Source organism: Mycobacterium sp. (assembly GCF_050701515.1).
Classification (GTDB): Bacteria; Actinomycetota; Actinomycetes; order Mycobacteriales; family Mycobacteriaceae; genus Mycobacterium.
In genome coordinates this window covers 1-21,269 of sequence record NZ_JBOGDB010000049.1, presented here as the reverse complement: position 1 = coordinate 21,269, position 21,269 = coordinate 1, and the positions used below count along the sequence as shown (strand labels likewise).

The 21,269-nt window shown below is 66.6% G+C and carries 24 protein-coding genes and 1 pseudogene; 11 read left to right on the top strand and 14 right to left on the bottom strand.

Translation table 11 applies throughout. From position 1 onward, the window contains the following. Positions 1-35: 35 nt before the first annotated feature. Together ACRDU5_RS03990 and ACRDU5_RS03985 are read right to left on the bottom strand one after the other, a co-directional pair. A complete protein-coding gene (locus tag ACRDU5_RS03990) occupies positions 36-434 on the bottom strand; it encodes a hemophore-related protein (RefSeq protein ID WP_526612990.1) in 399 nt (132 codons plus the stop codon). Between the two features lie 265 nt (positions 435-699). Continuing rightward, positions 700-1,269: a hypothetical protein gene (locus tag ACRDU5_RS03985; protein WP_526612988.1), complete on the bottom strand. Its 570-nt coding sequence runs from the start codon at positions 1,267-1,269 to the stop codon at positions 700-702. A 163-nt stretch (positions 1,270-1,432) separates the two neighbouring features. Here ACRDU5_RS03985 and ACRDU5_RS03980 point away from each other — a divergent pair, with 163 nt between their 5' ends. Further along, a complete protein-coding gene (locus ACRDU5_RS03980) occupies positions 1,433-1,771 on the top strand; it encodes a hypothetical protein (RefSeq protein ID WP_526612987.1) in 339 nt (112 codons plus the stop codon). A 1-nt stretch (position 1,772) separates the two neighbouring features. On the opposite strand, the gene ACRDU5_RS03975 is transcribed toward ACRDU5_RS03980, so the two are convergent. Next, positions 1,773-2,378, bottom strand: a complete 606-nt coding sequence (locus tag ACRDU5_RS03975; RefSeq protein ID WP_526612985.1) for a TetR/AcrR family transcriptional regulator — start codon at positions 2,376-2,378, stop codon at positions 1,773-1,775. Between the two features lie 55 nt (positions 2,379-2,433). Here ACRDU5_RS03975 and ACRDU5_RS03970 point away from each other — a divergent pair, with 55 nt between their 5' ends. Further along, on the top strand, positions 2,434-3,270 hold the full coding sequence (locus tag ACRDU5_RS03970) for a mycofactocin-coupled SDR family oxidoreductase (RefSeq protein WP_526612983.1): 837 nt from the start codon (positions 2,434-2,436) through the stop codon (positions 3,268-3,270). Positions 3,271-3,277: 7 nt separating this feature from the next. Continuing rightward, the gene (locus ACRDU5_RS03965) at positions 3,278-4,492 is read left to right on the top strand and encodes a cytochrome P450 (RefSeq protein ID WP_526612981.1); all 1,215 of its coding nucleotides are present in this window, start codon (positions 3,278-3,280) and stop codon (positions 4,490-4,492) included. A 17-nt stretch (positions 4,493-4,509) separates the two neighbouring features. Here the strand turns inward: ACRDU5_RS03965 and ACRDU5_RS03960 are convergent, their stop codons facing one another. After that, a complete protein-coding gene (locus ACRDU5_RS03960) occupies positions 4,510-5,325 on the bottom strand; it encodes an acyl-CoA thioesterase domain-containing protein (protein ID WP_526612980.1) in 816 nt (271 codons plus the stop codon). Between the two features lie 184 nt (positions 5,326-5,509). On the opposite strand from ACRDU5_RS03960, the gene ACRDU5_RS03955 reads away from it, so the two are divergent. Genes ACRDU5_RS03955 through ACRDU5_RS03935 form a run of 5 tightly spaced genes read left to right on the top strand, consistent with a single transcriptional unit; the run spans position 5,510 to position 9,867 of the window. Further along, entirely contained in the window at positions 5,510-6,505 is a 996-nt protein-coding gene (locus tag ACRDU5_RS03955; RefSeq protein ID WP_526612978.1) for a TerC family protein, read from the top strand. Beyond that, entirely contained in the window at positions 6,505-7,233 is a 729-nt protein-coding gene (locus tag ACRDU5_RS03950; RefSeq protein ID WP_526612977.1) for an enoyl-CoA hydratase/isomerase family protein, read from the top strand. The genes ACRDU5_RS03955 and ACRDU5_RS03950 overlap by 1 nt, the downstream gene beginning before the upstream one ends. Before the next feature lie 47 nt (positions 7,234-7,280). Next, positions 7,281-8,591, top strand: a complete 1,311-nt coding sequence (locus tag ACRDU5_RS03945; protein WP_526612975.1) for an MFS transporter — start codon at positions 7,281-7,283, stop codon at positions 8,589-8,591. Then, positions 8,584-9,258 carry a YwaF family protein gene (locus ACRDU5_RS03940; protein ID WP_526612973.1) on the top strand — a complete coding sequence of 225 codons (675 nt, stop codon included), beginning with the start codon at positions 8,584-8,586 and terminating at the stop codon, positions 9,256-9,258. Before ACRDU5_RS03945 ends, ACRDU5_RS03940 begins: the two co-directional genes overlap by 8 nt. A 21-nt stretch (positions 9,259-9,279) precedes the next feature. Then, complete coding sequence (locus ACRDU5_RS03935) at positions 9,280-9,867, top strand: TetR/AcrR family transcriptional regulator (RefSeq protein ID WP_526612972.1); 588 nt, start codon at positions 9,280-9,282, stop codon at positions 9,865-9,867. Positions 9,868-9,873: 6 nt separating this feature from the next. Here ACRDU5_RS03935 and ACRDU5_RS03930 read toward each other — a convergent pair whose 3' ends face one another. Then, positions 9,874-12,024 carry an elongation factor G-like protein EF-G2 gene (locus ACRDU5_RS03930; protein ID WP_526612971.1) on the bottom strand — a complete coding sequence of 717 codons (2,151 nt, stop codon included), beginning with the start codon at positions 12,022-12,024 and terminating at the stop codon, positions 9,874-9,876. A 184-nt stretch (positions 12,025-12,208) separates the two neighbouring features. Between ACRDU5_RS03930 and ACRDU5_RS03925 the strand changes: the two genes are divergently transcribed. Then, positions 12,209-12,973: a L,D-transpeptidase gene (locus ACRDU5_RS03925; RefSeq protein ID WP_526613012.1), complete on the top strand. Its 765-nt coding sequence runs from the start codon at positions 12,209-12,211 to the stop codon at positions 12,971-12,973. Positions 12,974-12,981: 8 nt separating this feature from the next. Here ACRDU5_RS03925 and ACRDU5_RS03920 read toward each other — a convergent pair whose 3' ends face one another. The 5 genes from ACRDU5_RS03920 to ACRDU5_RS03900 all read right to left on the bottom strand — a co-directional run bounded on the left by ACRDU5_RS03920 (position 12,982) and on the right by ACRDU5_RS03900 (position 16,699). Further along, on the bottom strand, positions 12,982-13,416 hold the full coding sequence (locus tag ACRDU5_RS03920; RefSeq protein WP_526613010.1) for a helix-turn-helix domain-containing protein: 435 nt from the start codon (positions 13,414-13,416) through the stop codon (positions 12,982-12,984). A 151-nt stretch (positions 13,417-13,567) separates the two neighbouring features. Next, positions 13,568-13,996: an acyl-CoA thioesterase gene (locus ACRDU5_RS03915; protein ID WP_526612970.1), complete on the bottom strand. Its 429-nt coding sequence runs from the start codon at positions 13,994-13,996 to the stop codon at positions 13,568-13,570. 34 nt (positions 13,997-14,030) lie between these two features. Next, positions 14,031-14,336, bottom strand: coding sequence for a hypothetical protein (locus tag ACRDU5_RS03910; RefSeq protein ID WP_526612968.1), 306 nt, complete (start codon positions 14,334-14,336; stop codon positions 14,031-14,033). Between the two features lie 18 nt (positions 14,337-14,354). Then, entirely contained in the window at positions 14,355-14,660 is a 306-nt protein-coding gene (locus ACRDU5_RS03905; protein ID WP_526612966.1) for a hypothetical protein, read from the bottom strand. Positions 14,661-14,896: 236 nt separating this feature from the next. Next, complete coding sequence (locus tag ACRDU5_RS03900) at positions 14,897-16,699, bottom strand: Hsp70 family protein (protein ID WP_526612964.1); 1,803 nt, start codon at positions 16,697-16,699, stop codon at positions 14,897-14,899. A gap of 394 nt (positions 16,700-17,093) precedes the next feature. Between ACRDU5_RS03900 and ACRDU5_RS03895 the strand changes: the two genes are divergently transcribed. Continuing rightward, positions 17,094-17,909, top strand: a complete 816-nt coding sequence (locus tag ACRDU5_RS03895) for an SPFH domain-containing protein (protein WP_526612963.1) — start codon at positions 17,094-17,096, stop codon at positions 17,907-17,909. A 4-nt stretch (positions 17,910-17,913) separates the two neighbouring features. Here the strand turns inward: ACRDU5_RS03895 and ACRDU5_RS03890 are convergent, their stop codons facing one another. Genes ACRDU5_RS03890 through ACRDU5_RS03875 form a run of 4 tightly spaced genes read right to left on the bottom strand, consistent with a single transcriptional unit; the run spans position 17,914 to position 20,363 of the window. Further along, a complete protein-coding gene (locus ACRDU5_RS03890; protein WP_526612961.1) occupies positions 17,914-18,321 on the bottom strand; it encodes a TIGR03668 family PPOX class F420-dependent oxidoreductase in 408 nt (135 codons plus the stop codon). A 3-nt stretch (positions 18,322-18,324) separates the two neighbouring features. Beyond that, the gene (locus ACRDU5_RS03885) at positions 18,325-18,903 is read right to left on the bottom strand and encodes a hypothetical protein (protein ID WP_526612960.1); all 579 of its coding nucleotides are present in this window, start codon (positions 18,901-18,903) and stop codon (positions 18,325-18,327) included. 44 nt (positions 18,904-18,947) lie between these two features. Continuing rightward, complete coding sequence (gene pyrE, locus ACRDU5_RS03880) at positions 18,948-19,520, bottom strand: orotate phosphoribosyltransferase (RefSeq protein WP_526612958.1); 573 nt, start codon at positions 19,518-19,520, stop codon at positions 18,948-18,950. A gap of 42 nt (positions 19,521-19,562) precedes the next feature. Then, complete coding sequence (locus ACRDU5_RS03875; protein ID WP_526612957.1) at positions 19,563-20,363, bottom strand: HugZ family pyridoxamine 5'-phosphate oxidase; 801 nt, start codon at positions 20,361-20,363, stop codon at positions 19,563-19,565. 145 nt (positions 20,364-20,508) lie between these two features. On the opposite strand from ACRDU5_RS03875, the pseudogene ACRDU5_RS03870 reads away from it, so the two are divergent. Then, positions 20,509-21,269: pseudogene (locus ACRDU5_RS03870) on the top strand (hypothetical protein); the annotation flags it as partial.

The following is a 21,269-nucleotide window of genomic DNA, read 5'->3' as shown; positions in this document are numbered from 1 at the left end:
GCAACGTTGGCGGCGGCGAGTCCTCGCGTCAGCGATCAGCCGGCCATGAACTGGTCATAGGCCGACGACACGTCGGGCGGCAATACCGTCACATTGCACTGGCGCTGCTTCTCGCCAATCGGAGTCAGGATGCCACGCAGCTCGTGATACTCCTGTGGATTGGCGGTGAAGTAGCTCCGCACATCGGCCTCCGCCTGCGGACGCGGCTGGCTGAGCGCAGCCGTCACCACTTGGTCGGCGCCCGGGTGGTTGTCGAGATACTGGCGCGCCGAGCCCCAAACGGAGCTGACGGTGCTGGCCACATCGCCGGCGGTGCACTGCTCGGGCGCCGCCGCGGCGTTAGGCGCCGCAATGGTTGCAGCAGCCAGCCCGCCGAGCAGGCCGGCACAGACGCCGGCCACTTTTCGGCGCGCAGAGATACCACTGAAATTCATAGTCGATTGTTCCTTCGGGTTGTGAATGGGCCGTTGATTCCCCGACCCGAAATACACGGTAGCCGAAGATCAACCGGTGCAAACCTGTCCTCTGCACCCGAAAGGCAGACATCGCGCAGCGTTACATCCTGCGGCGTGATACTGGCCTCAATTTCCGTCGATTTCGGCAAGTCATCAACCAGACCGGCGATGCAATTCTGAAAGCTCTCAGAATGGGTCGGGAACTCTTAATTGATCGTGATGTGAATGGTAATCGAATTGTTATCTACAGCGGGCCGGGAAGATCGCCAACACCGGGAAGACCGCCAAGCATCCCGCCGCCTTCCTCTTGTTCTCTGCTGTCTCCCTGGTTCTCGTTCGGGAAGGGCGTACGCGGTTCGGGTTGAACGCTGATCGGCGCGCGCGTCACGGGCACTCCCGGATCCCTACCCGTCGTGGGGGCATCCGGCTGCGGCGGCGGTTGCGGCGTGATGTATACCGTCCGTTCCGGCATTGGAATGGCCGGCGGGGTCACCATGGGCGGCGGGGCCAGGACGGATGGCGTCGGCGCGTTCGGCTGTGCCGTCGTGGGGGGAGTTCGGTCGATCGGGGTGTCCAAATCATCGGCGGGTTCGGGCCGCTGCAGGAGCAACACGATGATTCCCCCCGCCCCCGCCACCGTCGCGATGATGAACGCCGCGAGCGCGATTCTGGTCGCGCCCGGCCGTTGGCGATCGGTGTCGGGAGGGCCCTGTGCTGGCCGACCATCGTCAACGGTGTCGTCGTCGGCGGCATCGTCGTCAACCAGCGGCTCGAACAAGTAGTCGAACCGGGAGGGATCGTCCTCCCTCAGCATGTGGCGACGGTACCCACGCCCAACCGGACCGGATCAGGCGGTACGGACAGCAAACGGTCTACCAATGCCCTACCGTGGGCATTCACGGTACACAGCGCAGGAGGTCACGATGGTGTCGATTAAGCACGGAACCATTGCCGTACTTGTGGCGGGGTGTGCGGTGATGCCTGTTTCAATTCCGTTCGCCGGCAACGCATCCGCGTACTGTTATTCGGCGGATTGTGTGCCGAACGTGGCCCGCAACGTCGTCGAGGGCACACCCTGTGTTCTGCAACCCCGTCGTGCTTTCGCGTTTGGTTTGGATTCCACCGGTGCGACGCTGGTGTGCAACGCCGCGGGCGTGTGGGCCGGCGCCGGCCCGCTCGTCGGGATCTATAACGTGGCGCTTCCCTGCCCGGCGGTCGGTCTGTCGGCGCAGGGCTCCGACGGCATTCCCCTGCAATGCGCGGACATGGGCGGCGGCGACCTGCGCTGGGCCCACCGCCTCGGCATCCCGGGATAGGTCACTCGCGGTCGAACGTACGCATCTCGTAGCGGTCGAGGTATCGCTCGATGAACTCGGTGGCTTCGGCGTGCCCGCGGGTGATGCCGAGTCCCTGTTCCAGCACGAGGATGCGCGCGAGGCTGGCCACGATCATCGACATCACCACCGGCGGGAATTCCTGCACGTCGACGCCGTGCCCACGCAGAGCGAGGGTCACCGCGCTCTCCTCCAGATCGCGGAACCGTGCGGCGTATCCGGCGATCTCGCTGCGGATCGTCTTGCGGTGATTGGCCAGCGCCATGAACTCCATCCACAGCTGGGCCCCGTGCGCGCTGTTGATCTTCCACAGCGCGTGCAGCGGTTCGTCTTCGGCCAACGCTGTGCGCTGACGATCCAGGTTGGTCTCCGCCCCGGTCTGCAGGACGGCCAGGAACAAGTCGTCCATGCTCGGGAAGTAGTAGTGCACCAGCGCGGGCTTGACCCCGGCCCTGGCCGCCACCCGCCGCGACGTCGCCGCGGCATAGCCCTCTTCCAGCATGATTTGGGCGGTCGCCTGGAGCAGCGCTCGCCGGGTCGATGAATCGCGTCCGGGCCTTGACCGCGGCGCAGCGGGGCTGCTAGACATGGCCTCAGCGTAGTTGTTGGGCGATCGCCCAACAACCCACAAAATGCGAGGTGCAATGGCTGGCCGGGTCGACGGCAAGGTCGCGTTCATTACCGGTGCCGCGCGCGGGCAGGGCCGCAGTCACGCCGTCCGGCTGGCCGAAGAGGGCGCCGACATCATCGCGGTCGACATCTGCCGCGGGTTCGAGGATTCGCCTGCGCCGCCGGCGACTCCCGAAGACCTCGCCGAGACCGCGGACATGGTGAAGAACCTCGACCGCCGCATCGTCACCGCCGAAGTCGACGTGCGTGAATTCGACGCACTCAAAGCCGCGGTCGACAGCGGCGTCGAGCACCTCGGCCGGCTCGACATCGTGGTGGCCAACGCGGGCATCGGCACCACCGGGGTCAAGCTGCACAAGATGGCCGAGGCAGGCTGGCACGAGACGATCGACGTCAACCTCGGCGGTGTGTGGAAGACCGTCAAGGCCGCCGTGCCGCATCTGCTGGCCGGTGGCCGGGGCGGGTCGGTGATCATCACCAGTTCCGTCGGCGGCCTCAAGGCCTACCCGCAGGTCGGCCACTACATCGCGGCCAAACACGGCGTCGTCGGCTTGATGCGCACCTTCGCCGTCGAACTGGGCCAGCACTCGATCCGAGTCAACACCGTCCATCCCACCCATGTGAGCACTCCGCTGTTGATGAACGAGCCGACCTACCGGCTGTTCCGGCCCGACCTGGAGAACCCCGGTCCCGACGACCTGGCGCCGGTCTGCCAGTCGTTCCATTTCCTTCCGATCCCGTGGGTGACTCCGACCGACATCAGCAACGCGGTCTTGTTTCTGGCCTCCGACGAAGCGCGCTACGTCACCGGCGTGACGCTGCCCGTGGACGCCGGCAGCCTGCTGAAGTAGAGGGACCATGACGATTGCCAACGATGCCCTGAAGGACTCGTCCGTTTACTACGACCCCTACGACGTCGACATCACCGCCAACCCGTACCCGGTCTTCGCCCGGCTGCGCGACGAGGCACCGATCTACCACAACGAGCGCTACGACTTCTGGGCGCTGTCCCGCCACGCCGACGTCGAGAAGGCGCTGTCGAACTGGGAGACCTTCTCCAACTGCCGAAGCGACATCCTCGAGCTGCTGAAGTCGGACTTCGATATGCCCAAGGGCGTGATGATGTTCGAGGACCCGCCCATCCACACCATGCTGCGGGGTCTGATGTCACGGGTGTTCACGCCCCGTCGAATGGCCGCGATCGAAGATCAGATCCGCCAGTACTGCGTCAACTGCCTGGATCCGTTGGTCGGCTCCGAAAGCTTCGACATCATCGCCGAACTCGCGTCGATGATGCCGATGCGCGTCATCGGCATGCTGCTGGGAATTCCTGAATCGGAACAGGTTTCGGTGCGGGATGCCAACGACGCCAACCTGCGCACCAAGCCCGGTGCGCCGATGAAGGTGGTGAAGGCCGACGCGATCGCCGACGGCCGGATCTACGCGGACTACGTCGAGTGGCGGTCGAAGAATCCGTCCGACGACTTGATGACGGCCTTGCTCAATGTCGAGTTCGAAGACGAGCACGGTGTGACCCGCAAGCTGACGCGTAAAGAGGTGCTGCACTACACGCAGGTGGTGGCCGGTGCGGGGAACGAGACGACCGGCAGGCTCATCGGCTGGCTCGCCAAGGTGCTCGCCGAGCATCCCGACCAGCGTCGGGAAATCGTTGAGGACCGCACGCTGTTACTACGCGCGGTCGACGAGACGCTGCGGTTCGAACCGACCGGACCGCATGTCGCCCGTTGGATTGCAAAGGATTTCGAGTGCTACGACACCACGGTGCCGGCCGGCAGCGCGATGCTGCTGCTGTTCGGCGCCGCCAATCGTGACCCGCGCCGCTACACCGACCCCGACAGCTTCGACATCCACCGCGACAACATCAGCCACCTGACGTTCGGCAAGGGCGTGCACTACTGCCTCGGGGCCAACCTGGCTCGGTTGGAGGGCAAGGTCGCACTCGACGAACTGCTCAACCGCTGGCCCGAATGGGACATCGACTATGACAGCGCGCAGCTTGCACCGACGTCGACGGTGCGGGGTTGGGAGCGGCTCCGCATCGTGCCCCGTTAGACGGCCTGACCTTCGAACTAACTCGTTGTGCGGGATGGGAACGGGTCGTTGCTGAAGTCGATCTGGGCGGCGGGGTTGCTGACGGCGGTCACCAGTCCGGAACCGAAGGCGCCGGCGCGGTCGAACAGAGTCGCCGTCCCGACCGATATTCCGTCCGACGCCCAGTGCGAGTCGGCCTGAACGCCCATCCAATCGTCGACCGGCAGCCGCGCCAGCGCCACGGTGAGATCCCCATTGATGTACCCGACCCCGCCGGTGCCGAGGTTGGTGACCAGGCTGGTCCCCTCGGCCGCCATCGCGGCCATGACGAACGGCGTGTTGTCGACACCCTCGATGACGTCGATCATCCGGTTGATGAAGCGCTTGCGCGCGGTGTTCTGGTGCTCGGCGATTCCACTGGTCCAGCCCACGCCGTCACTGCTCATGTAGGACATCGCGGACGCGTCGGACTCGGCAGGCCAGTCGAAGTCGGTCGCCGCGATCCACTCCTCGCCCCGTGGCGCCACCGCCCGCCGGTATTGCACCAGCGTGGCGCGGGCCACCGTCACGCCGTCCTGCACGATCTCGCATTCCGAATTGCGCACCCGGCGACCGTCCCGCACCAGGCCGACCTTGGTGGTCGTCGGCACTCCCCGCGCCACCTTGAACAGGTCGACGGTCAGCCGGGTAGGCAGGAACTCGGGTAGGCCGAAACTCGCTTCCAGCGTGCACGCGGCCAGGCCAACCAGCGCGGGGCCGTTGAGGTGATCCTCGCCCCAGTGGCTCTGTGCATACCGGGTAGGAAGGAAACGGTCCTGGTCGGTCCGGGTGAAATGTGCGGGACGCTCGGTCATCGAGGCATCGTTGCACACGGCCCGATTGGGCATGCCGCAGAGCTTTCTGACAGACTGAATTCAGAGGGGAGTATTCCTTCGCCGCGGTGTCGTCATCACGTCGGCCGTCATCGGACGACCGGCCCGCGGGCCGCGGTGCTGGTGGAAGAGACCTCTGGTGTTTTGCCGACCGGAGGCCCCCTACATGCAAGTTTCCCAACTCGAGTGGATCATCACGCTGAGCGCGACGATCGCGGTCCTGCTGTTCGATGTCGTGGTGATCGGTCGTCGACCGCACGAGCCGTCCAGGCGCGAAACCGGGACGTATCTGACGATCTACATCGGGCTTGCGGTGGCGTTCGGGTTGTGGGTGTGGTTCTTCCACGGCAGCCAGTTCGGGCTGGAGTTCTTCGCCGGTTGGCTCACCGAGTACAGCTTGTCCGTCGACAACCTGTTCGTGTTCCTGATCATCATGGCCAGCTTCAACGTGCCGAGGCAGTATCAGCAGCAGGCGTTGCTGGTGGGCATCATCCTGGCGTTGGTCTTCCGCGGCATCTTCATCGCGCTGGGCGCGGTGGCCATCAACCAGTTCTCCTGGGTCTTCTACATTTTCGGCGCGTTCCTGCTCTACACCGCGATCAATCTTGCCCGCGACACCGAGCACGAGGACGACGCCGACAACGTGGTGGTTCGGTTCGCGCGCAGCCATCTGAAGCTCACCGACCGGTGGGACGGGATGAAGCTCTGGGTGAAGGAGAACGGCAAGCGGTTGATGACGCCGATGTTCCTCGTCATCGTGGCGCTGGGCACCACCGACCTGATCTTCGCGCTGGACTCCATCCCCGCCATCTACGGCCTCACCCAGGAGCCGTACCTGGTGTTCACGGCCAACGTGTTCGCCCTGATGGGTCTGCGCCAGCTGTACTTCCTGCTGGGTGATCTGCTCAAGCGGCTGGTCTACCTGTCGCAGGGGCTGGCAATCATTCTTGCGTTCATCGGCGTCAAGCTCGTGCTGCACGCGCTGCATGAGAACGAATTGCCGTTCATCAACGGCGGCAAGCACGTGCCGGTGCCGGAGATTCCGACGCTGCTGTCCCTCGGGGTCATCGTCGTGGTCCTTGTCATCACCACGGTCGCCAGCCTCTACAAGACCCGCGTCGTGGAGAAGAAGACGCCGACGCCGAACAGCGTGAACCAGTAATGAATGTCGAGGTGGTCGACAATGTGTCGACGGTCCGGTTCGACCACCCGCCGGTGAATGCCCTCGATCTCAAACTGCTCGACGACGTGGTGGGAACCATGCGCGGGCTCGACGGGCCGGTGGTCCTCACCGGCGCCGGACGGTGTTTCTCGGCGGGGGTCGACCTGCGCGCGGTCGTCGAGGGCGGCGCCGGGTACACCGACCGCTTTATGACCTCGCTGTCCGCCGCGTTCCTGGCCGTCTTCGACCACCCCGCGCCGGTGGTCGCCGCGATCAACGGGCATGCGATCGCGGGAGGGTGCGTGTTCGCGATGGCCGCGGACGTTCGGCTGATGGCAGGCGGAACGATCGGGCTGACCGAACTTGCCGTCGGCGCAATGTTCCCGATGGCCGCACTCGAGATATGCCGGCACGCCATGGGCACGTCGGCGTCACAGGCGGCCCTGGGGGCCGGCACCATTGACGTGGCCACCGCCGCCGCACTCGGCTGGGTCGAGGAAGTCGTGGCTCCCGACGAGCTGCTCCCGCGGGCGATCGCCGTCGCCCATGAACTCGGGGAGTATTCCCCGACCGCCTACGCGATGACGAAGGAACAGCTACACCGGCCGGCTCGCACCGCGATCGATGCGGGCGCAGAAACCGACGCAGTCGTGCGCGCCAGTTGGATGTCGGACGAAACCCACGCCCGCATCGGGGCCTACCTCGACGCGCTGGCGCGCAGCCGTTGACCCGAGACACTTCACCCGAGTCAGTCAGTTGATTTAACGTGGTCCGGGTGAGCGGCGCGTCAACCCTTCGCCAGGTCGTCACCGGCGCCTCGATCGGCAACGCCGTGGAGTGGTACGACTTCGCGATCTACGGGTTTCTCGCCACCTTCATCGCCGCCAACTTCTTCCCGTCCGGAAACGAGACGGCGGCACTGCTCAACACGTTCGCGATATTCGCGGCCGCGTTCGTGATGCGGCCACTCGGCGGGCTGGTGTTCGGGCCGCTCGGGGACCGCATCGGGCGGCAGCGTGTGCTGGCGATCGTCATCTTGCTGATGTCCGGCTCGACGCTGGCGATGGGCCTGCTGCCGACGTATGACGCGATTGGCGTTCTTGCCCCGCTGCTGCTGTTGTTGCTGCGTTGCCTGCAAGGCTTTTCGGCCGGTGGCGAGTACGGCGGCGGCGCGTGTTACCTGGCCGAGTATGCACCCGACCGGCATCGCGGTCTGGTCGTCACGTTCATGGTGTGGTCCGGGGTGCTCGGGTTTCTGCTCGGGTCGGTGACGGTCACCGTGCTGCAGACCGCCCTCGGCGACGCGGCCATGGACTCCTACGGTTGGCGTATCCCATTTCTGGTCGCCGGGCCGCTCGGTGTCGTCGGCCTGTATATCCGGCTGCGGTTGGCCGACACCCCGGCGTTCACGGCGCTGAGCGAAACCGACGAGGTCGCCGCATCACCGCTGCGGGAAGCGGTGCAGACGGCATGGCGGCCGATCCTGCAGGTGATCGGCCTGATGATCATCTTCAACATCGGCTACTACGTTGTCTTCACCTATCTGCCCACCTACTTCATCAAGACGTTGCAGTTCTCCAAGACCAACGCGTTCCTCTCCATCACGGTGGCGTGCGCGGTCGCGTTGGTGCTCATCCTTCCGCTGGCGGCGCTGTCCGACCGGATCGGCCGGCGACCGTTGCTCATCGCGGGCGCGTTGGCCTTCGCGATCCTGGCGTATCCATTGTTCTTGATGCTGAACTCGGGCTCGCTCGGCGCGGCGATCGCCGCGCATGCCGCCCTGGCGGCCATCGAGGCGATCTACATCTCCGCAGCAGTCTCCGCCGGGGTCGAACTGTTCGCCACTCGGGTGCGCTACAGCGGGTTCTCCATCGGCTACAACGTGTGCGTGGCGGCGTTCGGCGGGACCACACCATATGTGGTGGCGTGGCTGACCGGTAACACCGGCAACAACCTGGCGCCGGCGTTCTACGTCATCGTGGCGGCGGTCGTCTCGCTCGTCACCGTGCTGACCCTGCGGGAAAACGCCGCGCGGCCGCTGGCTGCCGTCGCCGCCGACGCAGTAGAGGTGCGCTCGGGTGCGTGAGTTCTCGGTGTACGGCCCGTCGTACTGGGCCGCCATCGCCGTGTTCGTGATCGGCGCGGTGCTCTTGGTCTGGGTCGGGCGCAGGCAGACCGAGTCTCAGGCTCGCCGGCTCGGCCGGGTGCTTGGCTTGCTGACTGCCGCAATCTACTTGTCGGCGATGGTCTATCTCCTCATGCCGCCGGTCATCGAATGGCCGGTGCCGCTGCGCCTTACCGATCTTGCCACCGTCGCCGCCGCCTACGCTCTGTGGTCGCAGCGGCACTGGGCGTTTGCGCTCACCTACTACTGGGGGCTGGTGCTGAGCGCTCAGGCGTTGATCTCTCCGGTGCTGAAGAGTCCGGACTTTCCGCACTACGAGTTCCTCACGTTCTGGGCGATCCACCTGCTTGTGGTGTGGGCAGCCATCTACCTCACCTGGGGCCGGGGCATGCGTCCGAACTGGCGCAGTTTCCGCTTCGTGGTGGTGGTCACCGCGGTGTGGGCGGTAATCACGTTGACGTTCAACAGCATCGCCGGGACCAATTACGGATTCCTCAACAGCAAGCCCGCCACCGCGAGTCTTCTCGACGTGATGGGCCCGTGGCCGGTGTACGTGCTGACGGCGGCCACGCTCATCGTCATCGTGTGGGCGCTGATGACCTGGCCGTGGGAGCGGATACGTCGGTAGCCGATCGGCTACCCTGGTGGCGTGGTTTCGGTAGAGCGCGCGGCAGGTAGCCGGTTCTCTGATGTGCACCGCAGCGCGGCGCAGACCCGAATCCTGGACGCGGCGCTTGCCCTGATCGCCGATCACGGCGTGAGCGGCACGTCGCTGCAGATGATCGCGGACGCGATCGGGGTCACCAAGGCGGCGGTCTACCACCAGTTCAAGACCAAGGAAGAGATCGTCATCGCGCTGACCGAACGGGAGCTCGGCGGGCTCGAGGATGCGCTGGAGGCCGCCGAGGCCGAAGAGTTCCGGCCGCGGGCGCGCGAAGTTCTGCTCAGCCGGGTGATCGACATGGCCGTCGAGCGTCGCCGCGCGGCCAGCACGCTGCAGTTCGATCCGGTCGTCATCCGGCTGCTCGCCGACCAGGAGCCGTTCCAGCAGTTCCTCGCCCGGCTCTACGGGGTGCTGCTCGGCGACGCCGACGACGATGCGCGGGTGTCCGCCGCGATGCTGTCCGGGGCGATCGGTACCGCCGTAACGCACCCGCTCGTCACGGACATCGACGACGACACCTTGCGGTCCGAGCTGATGCATTTGTCCCGGCGCATACTCGCCCTGCCCGAGTGAGCCGTATCAGGCGTTGGTCTTTACCCGCGAGGCCGCGTGCTCGGGCATGGGTTCGTAGCGGATGAAGCTTCGGGTGAACGAGCCGGCGCCATGCGAAAGGGACCGCAGGTCGATGGCGTAACGGGTCAGCTCGACCTGGGGGACCTCGGCCTTCACCTGGGTGCGGTCTTCGCCGACCTTCTCGGTGCCGAGCACCCGGGCGCGCCGGCTGGACAGGTCGCCCATCACCGTGCCGACGAGGTCGTCGGGCACCAGCACCGACACCTCGTCGACCGGCTCCAGCAGGTTCACCTTGGTCGCGCTCGCAGCCTCCCGCAGCGCCAGCCCGCCGGCCATCTGAAACGCGAAGTCGGACGAGTCGACGCTGTGCGCCTTGCCGTCGAACAACGTGACGCGGATGTCGACCACCGGATAGCCGGCACCGATCCCCTTCTCCATCTGCGCCCGCACGCCCTTCTCCACGCTGGGAATGAACTGTCGCGGCACCGAGCCGCCCACTACCTTGTCGACGAACTCGAAGCCGGTGCCCTCGGGTAGTGGTTCGACTTCGACGTCGCAGACCGCGTACTGACCATGCCCGCCGGACTGCTTGACGTGCCGGCCTTTGCCTATCACGGACCCGCCGAAGGTCTCCCGCAGCGGCACCCGCAGGTCCACCTTGTCCACGCTCACACCGAACCGGTTGGCAAGACCGTCCAGCAGGACGCCTGCGTGGGCCTCCCCCATGCACCACAGCACGATCTGATGGGTCTCCGGATTCTGCTCGATCCGCAGCGTCGGGTCCTCCGCCGCCAATCGCTGCAACCCGACCGACAACTTGTCGTCGTCGGTCTTGGCGCGCGGCTGAACGGCGATCGGCAGCAGCGCCTCCGGCATTGTCCACGGCTTGAGCACCAGTGGATCGGATTTGTCGGACAGGGTGTCACCGGTTTCGGCCGTTGACAGCCGGCCGATCGCACAGATGTCGCCGGCCACCACATTGCCCGCCGGCCGCTGCTGTTTGCCGAGCGGGAAGGACAGCGATCCGATCCGCTCGTCCTCGTCGTGATCCTCATGGCTGCCGGCGGAGCCGTTGCCGTAGAAGGATGCAAAATGGCCCGACACGTGAACGGTCGCGTCGGGCCTGATGGTCCCGGAGAACACCCGGACCAGGCTGACCCTGCCGACGTACGGGTCCGATGTCGTCTTGACCACCTCGGCCAGCAGCGGTCCGCCCGGGTCGCAGCTGATGTTGTCGCGGTCCTTGCCCTGGGGGGTGAACACGTCGGGCAGCGGATGCTCGAGCGGAGACGGGAATCCGCTGGTCGCGATCTCCAGCAGCTCGAGCGTTCCGACGCCGGTGGTGCTGCAGACCGGGATCACCGGAAAGAACGAACCGCGGGCGACCGCCTTTTCCAGATCCTCGATCAGCACCTTCTCGTCGATGTCCTCGCCGCCGAGGTAGCGCTCCATGAGCGTCTCGTCCTCGGACTCCTCGATGATTCCCTCGATCAGCGTGCCGCGCTGTTCGGTGATCCGGTCGGCGTACGAAGAGTCGGGTTCACGCGTGGTCCGTTTGCGGTCCGAGTACTCGTAGTGCGTCTGCGACAGCAGCCCGATCAGCCCGGTGCATGGCGAGTTGGCGGGCAGGTACAGCGGCAGCACCTTGTCGCCGAACGCGTCCTGGGCAGCGACCAACGCGCTGTCGTAGTTCGCCCGGGCGTGGTCGAGTTTGGTGATCACCACCGCGCGCGGCATGCCGACCTGCTGGCATTCCAGCCAGAGGGACTTGGTGAGTTCGTCGACGCCTTCGTTCGCCGCGATCACGAACAGCGCGCAATCGGCGGCCCTCAGCCCACCCCGAAGTTCACCGACGAAGTCGGCGTACCCCGGCGTGTCGATCAGGTTCACCTTGACGCCGTTGTGCGACAGCGGCGCCAGTGCGAGTCCGACCGAGCGCTGTGCACTGATCTCGGCCTCCTCGAAGTCGCACACAGTCGTCCCGTCCACCACGGATCCGGGTCTGGTGAGGACGCCGGTGGCGGTCAGCAGGGCCTCAACCAGGGTGGTCTTGCCGCCACCCGATGGGCCGATGAGCACCACGTTTCGGATGGCGGCCGGACTGTCCGCGGTCGGGGCGGCTCCGGCGCCCGGGGAGGTAGTCGCCTTGTCTGCCATGAAGTTCCCTTCCGGTCCGCGGGTCACTCCGTGGGGCCCGTAGGACGTAGTTAACCCACAATTCCCCCAATGAGCCACCCAGCACAAGACCCATAACGCGACCGCCCGACATGGACCAACGGCTTGTCGCCTGCCGCCCACGGCAGGCACAACTACAATGAACTTTGCTGATGATCTCGAAAGGATGGAAGCGTTGCGCAGAGCGGTTCGATACGTGCTCGTCGTGGTGGGCGTCGTTGCTGTAGCCATGGTGGGTTCGGCTCCCGCCGGCTTGGCGGCGGAAGCCGGTCCGGATACGGGCCTCACGGTCACCAACATCTCGCCGGCCACCGGAGAGGTGGTTGGCGTGGCCGCACCGGTTGAGGTGACGTTCGCCGAGCCGGTCACCAACCGCGCCCGCGCCGAGCAGTCGATCACGATCACCGCGAATTCCACGCCGACGGGTCAGTTCAGCTGGCTGAGCAATCAAGTCGTGCAGTGGAATCCGGATGGGTTGTGGCCCGCTCATTCCCCCATCTCGGTGACGGCGGGCGGCTTCAAAACGGACTTCGAAACCGGCTCAAAGGTGGTGGGGGTCGCCGACATCGACGCATACACGTTCACCGTCAGCATCGATGACGTGGTGGTGCGGGAGATGCCGGCATCGATGGGTAAGTCGCGGTTTCCCACCCCGAAGGGCACCTTTCCCGTCATGGCCAAGGAGAAGAGCGTGGTGATGGACTCCCGCACCATCGGCATCCCGCTGACTGACCCCGAGGGCTACAAGCTCACAGTCGCCAACGCTATCCGCATTACCTCGGGTGGCGTCTACGTCCACTCCGCGCCGTGGTCTGTCGGGTCGCAGGGCTACGCGAACGTCAGCCACGGCTGTATCAACCTCGGTCCCGACAACGCCGCCTGGTATTTCGACACGGTACGGGTGGGCGACCAGGTCATCGTGCAGGCGTAGCCGGCGCGCTAGTTTCGGTCCGGCTCCGAAAGTTGTTGGAGCAGTTCGCGGGTGGCGGCGTCGGCGGGGAAGAACGACTCCACGGTGAGTTCGGAAAGCGTCACGTCGTGCGGGCTGCCGAAACTGGTGACGGTGCTGTGCAGGCGCAGGTCCCCCACCGCATGGGCCAGCTGCAGGGTCAACAGCAGCTCGGCGGTCGCCGGTTCGTGATAGTCGTCCAGCAGATCGGATTCGGCGTAAGTCGGGGCGTAGCCGGCGGCCAGCATCAGCGCATTGCGTTCACGCAATGGCACATCGAGCTGTTCGGCGAGCGCGATCAGCAGCCCGCGGCCGGGGCGGGACCGGCCGGTCTCGACGAAGCTCAGGTGTCGGGCGGAGATGCCGGTATCCAGCGCGAGGTCGAGCTGGCTGCGTCGGCGGCGCTGTCGCCATTGCCGCAGCAGCGCACCCCCATGCGGATGCCTGCCTTTGCCTCGACTCGCATTCGCTCCGGTCCTCGCTCGTTCCTCGCTGCGATCCTCACTCACGCTCGTCTTCGGGCTGCTGGTCACTAACCCGACGTTAGCCTCGCCCGCTCGGCGGGACTACTACCTGTCAGGTAATCGATCCTGCGCCCGAACTCAGCGCGGCCCGCAGCGAGTCGGGTATCGGTCTCTTGGTCCAGTCCTCGGTGGACACGATCACATAGACGCTGCGGCCACGCACCGCGGATTCCTCGTCGGAGCCGTCCCGCCGCCGGAGAACCGAGAAGCCGATCGTGAAACTCGTTGACCCGATGTGTTCACACGCGACGGCCACCCGCACCACGTCCCGCCAGCGAACGGGCGCGGAGTAGTCAATCTCGGTGTGTACCAACTGCATATCGAGACCGGAGGCCATCAAATCGGGGTACGTCACGCCGAGGTGGTCGAAGAATCCGGTCAGCGCCTCGTCGAACCAGGTGAGGTAGTGACCGTTGAACACCACGCCCTGCTGATCCACCTCCGCATAGCGCGGCACGATCGGCAGCGAGAACTCGGTCACGGAACTACATGATTCAGCCTTGTGTGCGAGCAGGCTAGCGGACGTCGACATAGAAGATCGTGCCGGCGATGGAGGGGGAGAGGTCGTCGCCGGGTCCTGGGACGGTTGGGTCGGCGAACGTGGGGCTCTGGGCGGGGCGGACGGCGACGACGCTGGCCTCGTTCAGCGGAGCGCTGCCGATCCGGTTGACGACCACGTGGTAGCCGGCGGCTTGAAGTTCGTCGATGGTTTCCTGGGCGTTGCCGGGGCCGCTGGGGGCGGCGTCGGCGGGGGCGGCCGGCCCGAGGACCGCGGCGGCCAGGCCGCCGGCGACGATGGTGACAAACCCGAGCGTCTTCATTGGTGGTGCCTTCTTCTCTTAGCGGACGTCGACGTAGACGGTCCTGCTGACGACCGTGGTGACGACGTCGTTGCCGGCTCCCGGGACGCCGGAATCGGTGCGGGAGTAGGTCTGGCCGGGTCGCACGGCGACGACGGTGGCCTGGTCCAGCGGGGTGCTACCGACCCGGTTCACGATGACGTGGTAGCCGTCGGCCTGCAGTTCGTTGATGGTCTGCTGGGCATTGCCCGGCCCGCGGGGGGCGGCGTCGGCGGGAGCGGCCAGCCCGAGGACGGCGGCGGCCAGCCCGCTGGCGACGATCGTGGCAAATCCGAGCTTCTTCATTGGTGGCGCCTTCTTCTTATTTCCGTGTGGTTGTAACCGTGGGTCGGCTGCAACGCTGTGAGTGCCGGCTTGGGGTGCTGCTATGTGCCGGTCTGATGTATTGAACCAACAGGTCAGCGGTTTAATTCCACTGGCAGCATTTGATCGCTGGTTGGCAGTAATACGGTGGCTGGCGGCGCTGCCGCGGCGCTGCGGGCACACCGGCGACAGCGGCGCGGTCGACCGCGTCAGCAAACCTAGGTGTCGGTCGGTGTGTCCGACGCGGGCGGCGGCTCCGCGCTCGACGGTGGCGGCTCGGGCGGTGGGGACTGCGATGTCGACGACGGCGTGCTGGTGGTCGTCGGTGGCGTTGTCGTGGTCGGTGGTGCGGTGGTGGTTGTGGGTGTCGGCGGTGTGCTGCTCGGCGGCGGTGGGGGTGCAGCCGGCGGTGCGGCAGGCGGCCCGGCGGGCGCGGGTGCCTGCCTGGTCACCGGTGGCGGCGCGACAACGAGGGTGCGTGTCGCCGGTGCCTGGATGAAGGCGGGCGGTTCGCGGTCTTCGGCCCGCGGTGGCGCCGGTGTGCTCGAGCTTGGGCTGACGGGTGTAGGGGTGGTCGCGCCCGAGAGTGGGGCGGATTCACTGCGTAGCGAGATGATCGCCCCGGCGCCGATGAGCACCATGCCGGCGAACACCGCCCCGGTGATGGCGAGGGGGCGATACCACGGCTCGTCGGCCTTCTCGGTGTGGTCAGTCTCTTCGGGCACGAAATCAAACCGCGGGCGGGCGCCGCTCGATCCACCCGGCGGTTCGATCGCCGGGACGTCGGGCTCGTCGTCGACCTCCGACCAGGCCAGCGCGCGCAGCGTGCCGGACTGGGGCCCGGCGTCGGGAATGCCCGCGGGCACGGCCACCGAAGCGACGGCCGTCAAGCTTTCGTCGGCCGGGCCGCGAGTCGCGCGCAACCCGGCGCCGGCAGCGGCGGTCAATTCCGGTCGCCCGGTCGTGATCACCGGCACCCGGAGATGCTCGGACAGTGCCGTGGTCACCGCCGGAATGTTGGCGCCGCCGCCCACGGAACCAATCGCCGCCAGATCGGCGGGATGAATCCTGTTGCGGTAGAGGGTTTCTCGTAACACCACTTCGATGAACGCGGCCAGGGGCCGGCGGATCTCGTCGTCGAGCTCGGCGCGGGTCAGCCGGATATCGCCACGGAAGCCCGGAACGTCTACCGGCAGATGGGTTACCGCGCCGAGCGACAGGCGCTCCTTGGCGCCGCGGCATTGCGTCCGAAGCCGGCGCAACGAACCGATCGCCGACGTTCCTGCCACGTCGGCGGTCCCGGCATAGGACAGGTCGGCGATCACATGCTTCAGTAGTGCCTGGTCGATCATCTCGCCGGAAAAGTCGGCGTGGCGCACGGTCGCGCCGATCGGCTGGTATCCGTCGGCCGCGTCGGCCAGGGTGATGCTGGTCCCGGTGCCGCCGAAGTCACACAGCGCGACCACACCGCGGGTCGGGAGGCCGGGTTCGGCCTGCAGGGCGGTGAGTGCCGCCGCCGCGTCGGAGATCAGCGTCAACGGTTTGGCGCCACCGCCGGCCCACTCGGGCAACCCGACCAACTCTCGGTGCAGAGCTGCCACCGCCGCAGCGGACCAGTGTGCCGAGTAGGTCACGCCGGGCGGCAATACCGGCGCCCGCCCGCCGGTAACGGTATAGGTAAGCGCGCGCACCGCGTCGGCGATCAGCACTTCGCCGCGATGGACCGAACCGTCGCCGGCGACGATGCCGACCGGGTCGCCCGCGCGGTCCACGAACCCGGTGACGACCAGGCCGCGCTCGCCCAGGCGAGGGTTTTCCGACGGCACGCCGATCTCCGGCGGCCGGTGTCGGTACAGCGTGAGTACGGACTGCCGGGTCACGGCCGGTCTTTCCCAGCAGTCCGGTACCACGGCGGCGAGGTTGGTGGCACCAACCGACAGCCCTACAGCCTGTTTGACATCCTTCCCCGCCTTAAGGCGGGGGATTCCCGCGTGCCGATGTCCGGCTGTCTCGGTGCCCATTACAGCACCGCCGTAAGCCGTGGGCGTTTGCGTTCGCGCCGATCGGCTCTGTCCCTTGCAGGCGCCGCAGGTGTCTGTGTTTCCGCGGCCTCGCCGATTACTTTCCCCGACGCCGGTCGATGTCGTGACCTTGGGATCTCTCCGGGGGATTCAGTTGTGGTTACCACCGTAGCCACCCTCACCGACACATCACTGACGCGCTTACCGCGCCCTAAAGCGCGCGGCTTGCGCGCTACGTTCTTGCCGGTCATATCACGACCTTTATCGCTGCCGGGGTCGCGCGCATTACTGCCGATTGAGACCCGCCAAACGTGGTGCCAGAATGGGTTTATGGACTCGGGCCCGACGGGCCGGAAGGCCTCACCGCAGATGCCCGGGCGGAATCGAGGACGAAATGACTATCGCTTACCTGTCGGCCGTGGCGGCCATCGCCGGTGTCGCTGTGCTCTGGCTGCTGGGAACGAACATCCGCGTCGTCAAGCAATATGAACGTGGCGTCGTCTACCGCTTCGGGCGGGTGCAATCCCGCGTACGCGGACCGGGACTGGCCCTGCTGATTCCGGTCGCCGATCGCCTGGAGAAGGTGAACATGCAGATCATCACCATGCCGGTGCCCGCCCAGGACGGCATCACCCGTGACAACGTGACGGTGCGCGTGGACGCCGTCATCTATTTCAAGGTCGCCGACCCGGTGCGAGCGGCCGTCGACGTGCAGGATTACAAGTCGGCGATCGGCCAGGTCGCGCAGACGTCACTGCGGTCGATCATCGGCAAGAGCAACCTCGACGATCTGCTCTCCAACCGCGAGGGCCTCAATCAGGGACTGGAGTTGATGATCGACAGTCCCGCGCTGGGCTGGGGCATTCACATCGACCGCGTCGAGATCAAGGATGTCGTGTTGCCGGATTCGATGAAACGGTCGATCGCGCGGCAAGCCGAGGCCGAGCGTGAGCGCCGGGCGCGGGTCATCACCGCCGACGGTGAGCTGCAGGCATCGGAGAAACTCACGCAAGCGGCCGGGGTGATGGCCGAGAACCCGGCGTCGCTGCAACTGCGGCTCCTGGAAACGGTCGTCGAAGTGGCCGCTGAGAAAAACTCCACGCTGGTCCTGCCGTTCCCCGTTGAACTGCTCAGGTTCCTGGAGAAGAAAACTCCGCGCCAGCCGGAGGTCCCCGACGATGCCCGCGGTCTCGAGCTCGAACGCCACTGACGGCTCAGGCCTGCCATCCAGACCAACGGTGAACGGCAACGGTGATCACCGGGCCGTCCAAAGCGATGCGCTGATACTGGACGTACTTTCTGCGCAGTTCGAAGTAACCGGTCGCCATTTCGTCGCCGCTGTAATGGATTTCGGCGATGCCGTCCGCGCGCACCCACCATAATTGTGACCAGTCATCTTCGTAGTGGTCGACGATCAAGCTGACCGAGGGGTTCGCTTCGATGTTGGCCATCCGGCGCAGCCGTTGGGTCGACTTCCGCTTGGCGTCGACCGCGGTGTAGATGACGTCATGGCTGAGCGCGAAGACGACCGGCACCAGATGCGGGATACCGTCGGGGCCGACGGTGGCAAGTTGGGCAACGTGCGACGAAGCGAATCTCTCCCGCGCATCGAATCCGGCCATTTCTCAGCGCCCACGAGGCTGCGGCGCCACGCTGATCGGCGACCTGGTGGCCGGCGTGCGCGTCACGTCGATCTCCGGCTTCTTCGTCGGTCTTGGCTGCACACTTGGCCGGATGACGACCGGTGCGGATTCCACCGCCGGCGGAGCGGGCGGCGGCGGGGGCGGCAGCGGTGGCGGTGGCGGAAGCTCCGGCCGAGGGCGGTCGCTGGTTGCCGTCGCCACCGGAGTGGTGGTCGGTGGGTTGGTCGGCACCGGTCCGGGGTTCTCCGGGGTCGGTGACTCGCGAAACACCAGCAGGACAACCGATACCACCAGGGCCGACAGCGCGGCGCCGCTGGCGATCAGCAAAGTCAGCGCTTGGCGCGACCGGTACCACGGTTTCGGAGGAGGTTTGACGATCTCCGCCCAGGTGTTCGCGTCGAACGGGTCGAATCCGTCGAACCCATCGTCCCCGGGCGCCACGTTGTCGCCGGGCGGGTATTCGGGCTGGTGGCCGATTTCGTGGTAGACGTCGACCCCAGCGCTGTCGTCGGTGTCATCCCACAGGTAGTCGAAGTCCCCCGAGGCCTGTTTCTCAGCCACCGTCTGATGTTAACGCCGACCTGCAGAAACGTTGCGACTCTGGGTCAGCTGGTTTCCTGGATCGGCTCGATACCCAGGTCCTTGTAGGTGACTAGTGCGACGAGCGGCACGTTGCGCCGTTCGAACAACTTGGCCGCGCCGTCGCCGCGGTCGACCATCGGGATCACTCCGGTGACGACTGCCCCGGCCTCGGTCACCCGGTCGAATGCCAGCGCGGTCGAGCCGCCGGTGCTGATGACATCGTCGACCAGCAACACCCGGGTGCCCGGTTCCAGTCGGGTGCCCTCGATCCACTGCTCGCGGCCGCGTTGCTTGCGTTCCTTGCGCACCGAGAACCAGGCCTTGCCGGTCACCATTGCGACGCCGTGCGACAGTGGATCGGCGCCCATGGTGAGGCCGCCCACCGCGTCGAATTCGATCCCACTGGTCGCCGCCAGGTCGGCGACCGCCCGACTGACGATCGCGAGCCGCTCGCCGGTGTCGACGGCATACTTTCCGTCGATGTAGTCATGGCTCAGCTGGCCGCTCGCCAGCTGGAACGGCTCCGTGCGATGTTCGTAGCCGCGGGTGCGGATCAGATCGAACGCCGCTTGCCACGTGTCGGGGCGCTGGGTCACAGGGCGATGGTATTGCAGAAGCGTGCCGTCGAGGGCGGGTGCTCAACCCTCACGGGCCCACCGGGCCAACTCAACTGTGGCCGAGCGCAAATCGTCGAACGAACCGATCGGTGCGGTGTAGCCGGCCCGGGTGTACGCCACGCCCCTCGGTGTGACGACCTTCAGGTCCAGGCCGTAGCGGTCCGCGCCGGTGCAGGTCGCGGCGGTGGTGTCCGGATACCCACCCAGCGTTTTGGCCATCGCGCAGAGCGCCTCGGCATGATCGGCGTTGAGGTGCGCGATCGCGCCCGCCGCGCGAGGCTGGATCGGGTCCGGCTGGGCGGCGGCATACGCGTCGCCGGTGGCCGAATCCATCCGACCGTAGCCGCCGACCCAGCGCACCCGCTGCACGCGCAGAACCCATAGCGAGAAGTCGCTGTAATCGATGTAGTACTTCGCGGCCGCGACGGCGGCCAGATGGACGTCTCTGGCGGCGGCGAGCTCGTCCCCGAAGGGTCGTTCGGCCACGCCGGCCAGCGTGACGCGTCCGCTCGCCAGCGGGTCCGGGTCGGTAGTCGGCGCCACGATGGCGATGCTGGCCCGTTGGTCACCGACGAGATTGCGGCCGTGCTCGGCCAGATTCGAGACGCACAGCACGGGTGCTCCGTCGAGCACACCGTAGGTGACGAAGGATGCCCACGGATCACCGGTGGCGGTGAGCGTCGCCAGCGTGCCGGTGTTGGTGGAGGCCGCGATCGTGCGGGCTTCTTCCGCCGCCGACGGGCGGTCTCCATTGGCAACCGCGGTCAACGGAGGCGGGACCGACGGGGCATCGCCCGGGTCGCCATGGTCGCGGGACACCACGTCGGCACGATACCCAATAACGGGCAGGTAGGGACCCATTGGCGGCGGGCATCATCGGCTCGATTGGCAGCAACGCAGAATCACACCGGCTGATGGCGGTATGTGCGAGAATCTGGCCTTAGTTGAGCAACCGTAACGGTCGGGAATGAGGGGGATCGTGGCGGCGTTGGCCTTGCGCTTCATTGCGTGTGTCGGCGTGCTCGTCGGAGCCCTGTTGATGGGGGATTCGGGCAGTGGGCTGGCCAGCGCCGATTCGGGTGGCTTGGGTCCAGCCGGCGGCGACGAACAATTTAGCAAAGGTGTCAATAACGACGGCGTCGGCGCCCAAACCACGATGGCCGGCGTCACGGGCGAACCCCAGGCTCAGTCCGCCAATTCCGGCGGGTCGCCGCACCCGCCAGAGACCAGAGTCGGATCGGGACGAGAACCCAGCTCGCCCCACGCGGCTGATCCTGGCTCCGACAGCGCGGCCTCCGGCGGTAAGCGCACCCTGAAGAGGGATTCCAACGGCATCGTGTTGGTCCCGCTGGCCTTCCTGGACGGTGTCGCGCTGCCTGTTCCCGCGCTGCCCAACGGCAGGGGCAGCGATCTGGCACAAGACGCCGCCAGGGTGATGTCGACACTGGAGGCCGCGGTAACGCCCTACCTGCCGTCGCCACCACAACCCCAGCCGACGCCCTCGCCGTCGTTCCGCACGCAGCAGGAGGAACAGCCGGCGCCGGCGGCAGCGACGGGAACAGGCGGGTCGGATGCCACCGCGTTCGGGGGAGTTGCGGACCTGCCCGTGCTGGAGGCGCCGGTACTGGTGGCCCCCCGGATATCCGGACTCTCGGGTATCGCCTCGCCCGTTCCGCCGGCCGGCGCGACCAGCGGCGCGGTGACGCCGCGGATGGCAGGCGCCGAGGC

Excerpts from the sequence above, each read along its gene's own strand:
- ACRDU5_RS03990 (WP_526612990.1), bottom strand. The coding sequence starts at position 434 with ATGAATTTCAGTGGTATCTCTGCGCGCCGAAAAGTGGCCGGCGTCTGT.
- ACRDU5_RS03985 (WP_526612988.1), bottom strand. The coding sequence starts at position 1,269 with ATGCTGAGGGAGGACGATCCCTCCCGGTTCGACTACTTGTTCGAGCCG.
- ACRDU5_RS03980 (WP_526612987.1), top strand. The coding sequence starts at position 1,433 with ATGCCTGTTTCAATTCCGTTCGCCGGCAACGCATCCGCGTACTGTTAT.
- ACRDU5_RS03975 (WP_526612985.1), bottom strand. The coding sequence starts at position 2,378 with ATGTCTAGCAGCCCCGCTGCGCCGCGGTCAAGGCCCGGACGCGATTCA.
- ACRDU5_RS03970 (WP_526612983.1), top strand. The coding sequence starts at position 2,434 with ATGGCTGGCCGGGTCGACGGCAAGGTCGCGTTCATTACCGGTGCCGCG.
- ACRDU5_RS03965 (WP_526612981.1), top strand. The coding sequence starts at position 3,278 with ATGACGATTGCCAACGATGCCCTGAAGGACTCGTCCGTTTACTACGAC.
- ACRDU5_RS03960 (WP_526612980.1), bottom strand. The coding sequence starts at position 5,325 with ATGACCGAGCGTCCCGCACATTTCACCCGGACCGACCAGGACCGTTTC.
- ACRDU5_RS03955 (WP_526612978.1), top strand. The coding sequence starts at position 5,510 with ATGCAAGTTTCCCAACTCGAGTGGATCATCACGCTGAGCGCGACGATC.
- ACRDU5_RS03950 (WP_526612977.1), top strand. The coding sequence starts at position 6,505 with ATGAATGTCGAGGTGGTCGACAATGTGTCGACGGTCCGGTTCGACCAC.
- ACRDU5_RS03930 (WP_526612971.1), bottom strand. The coding sequence starts at position 12,024 with ATGGCAGACAAGGCGACTACCTCCCCGGGCGCCGGAGCCGCCCCGACC.
- ACRDU5_RS03925 (WP_526613012.1), top strand. The coding sequence starts at position 12,209 with ATGGAAGCGTTGCGCAGAGCGGTTCGATACGTGCTCGTCGTGGTGGGC.
- ACRDU5_RS03910 (WP_526612968.1), bottom strand. The coding sequence starts at position 14,336 with ATGAAGACGCTCGGGTTTGTCACCATCGTCGCCGGCGGCCTGGCCGCC.
- ACRDU5_RS03905 (WP_526612966.1), bottom strand. The coding sequence starts at position 14,660 with ATGAAGAAGCTCGGATTTGCCACGATCGTCGCCAGCGGGCTGGCCGCC.
- ACRDU5_RS03900 (WP_526612964.1), bottom strand. The coding sequence starts at position 16,699 with ATGGGCACCGAGACAGCCGGACATCGGCACGCGGGAATCCCCCGCCTT.
- ACRDU5_RS03895 (WP_526612963.1), top strand. The coding sequence starts at position 17,094 with ATGACTATCGCTTACCTGTCGGCCGTGGCGGCCATCGCCGGTGTCGCT.
- ACRDU5_RS03890 (WP_526612961.1), bottom strand. The coding sequence starts at position 18,321 with ATGGCCGGATTCGATGCGCGGGAGAGATTCGCTTCGTCGCACGTTGCC.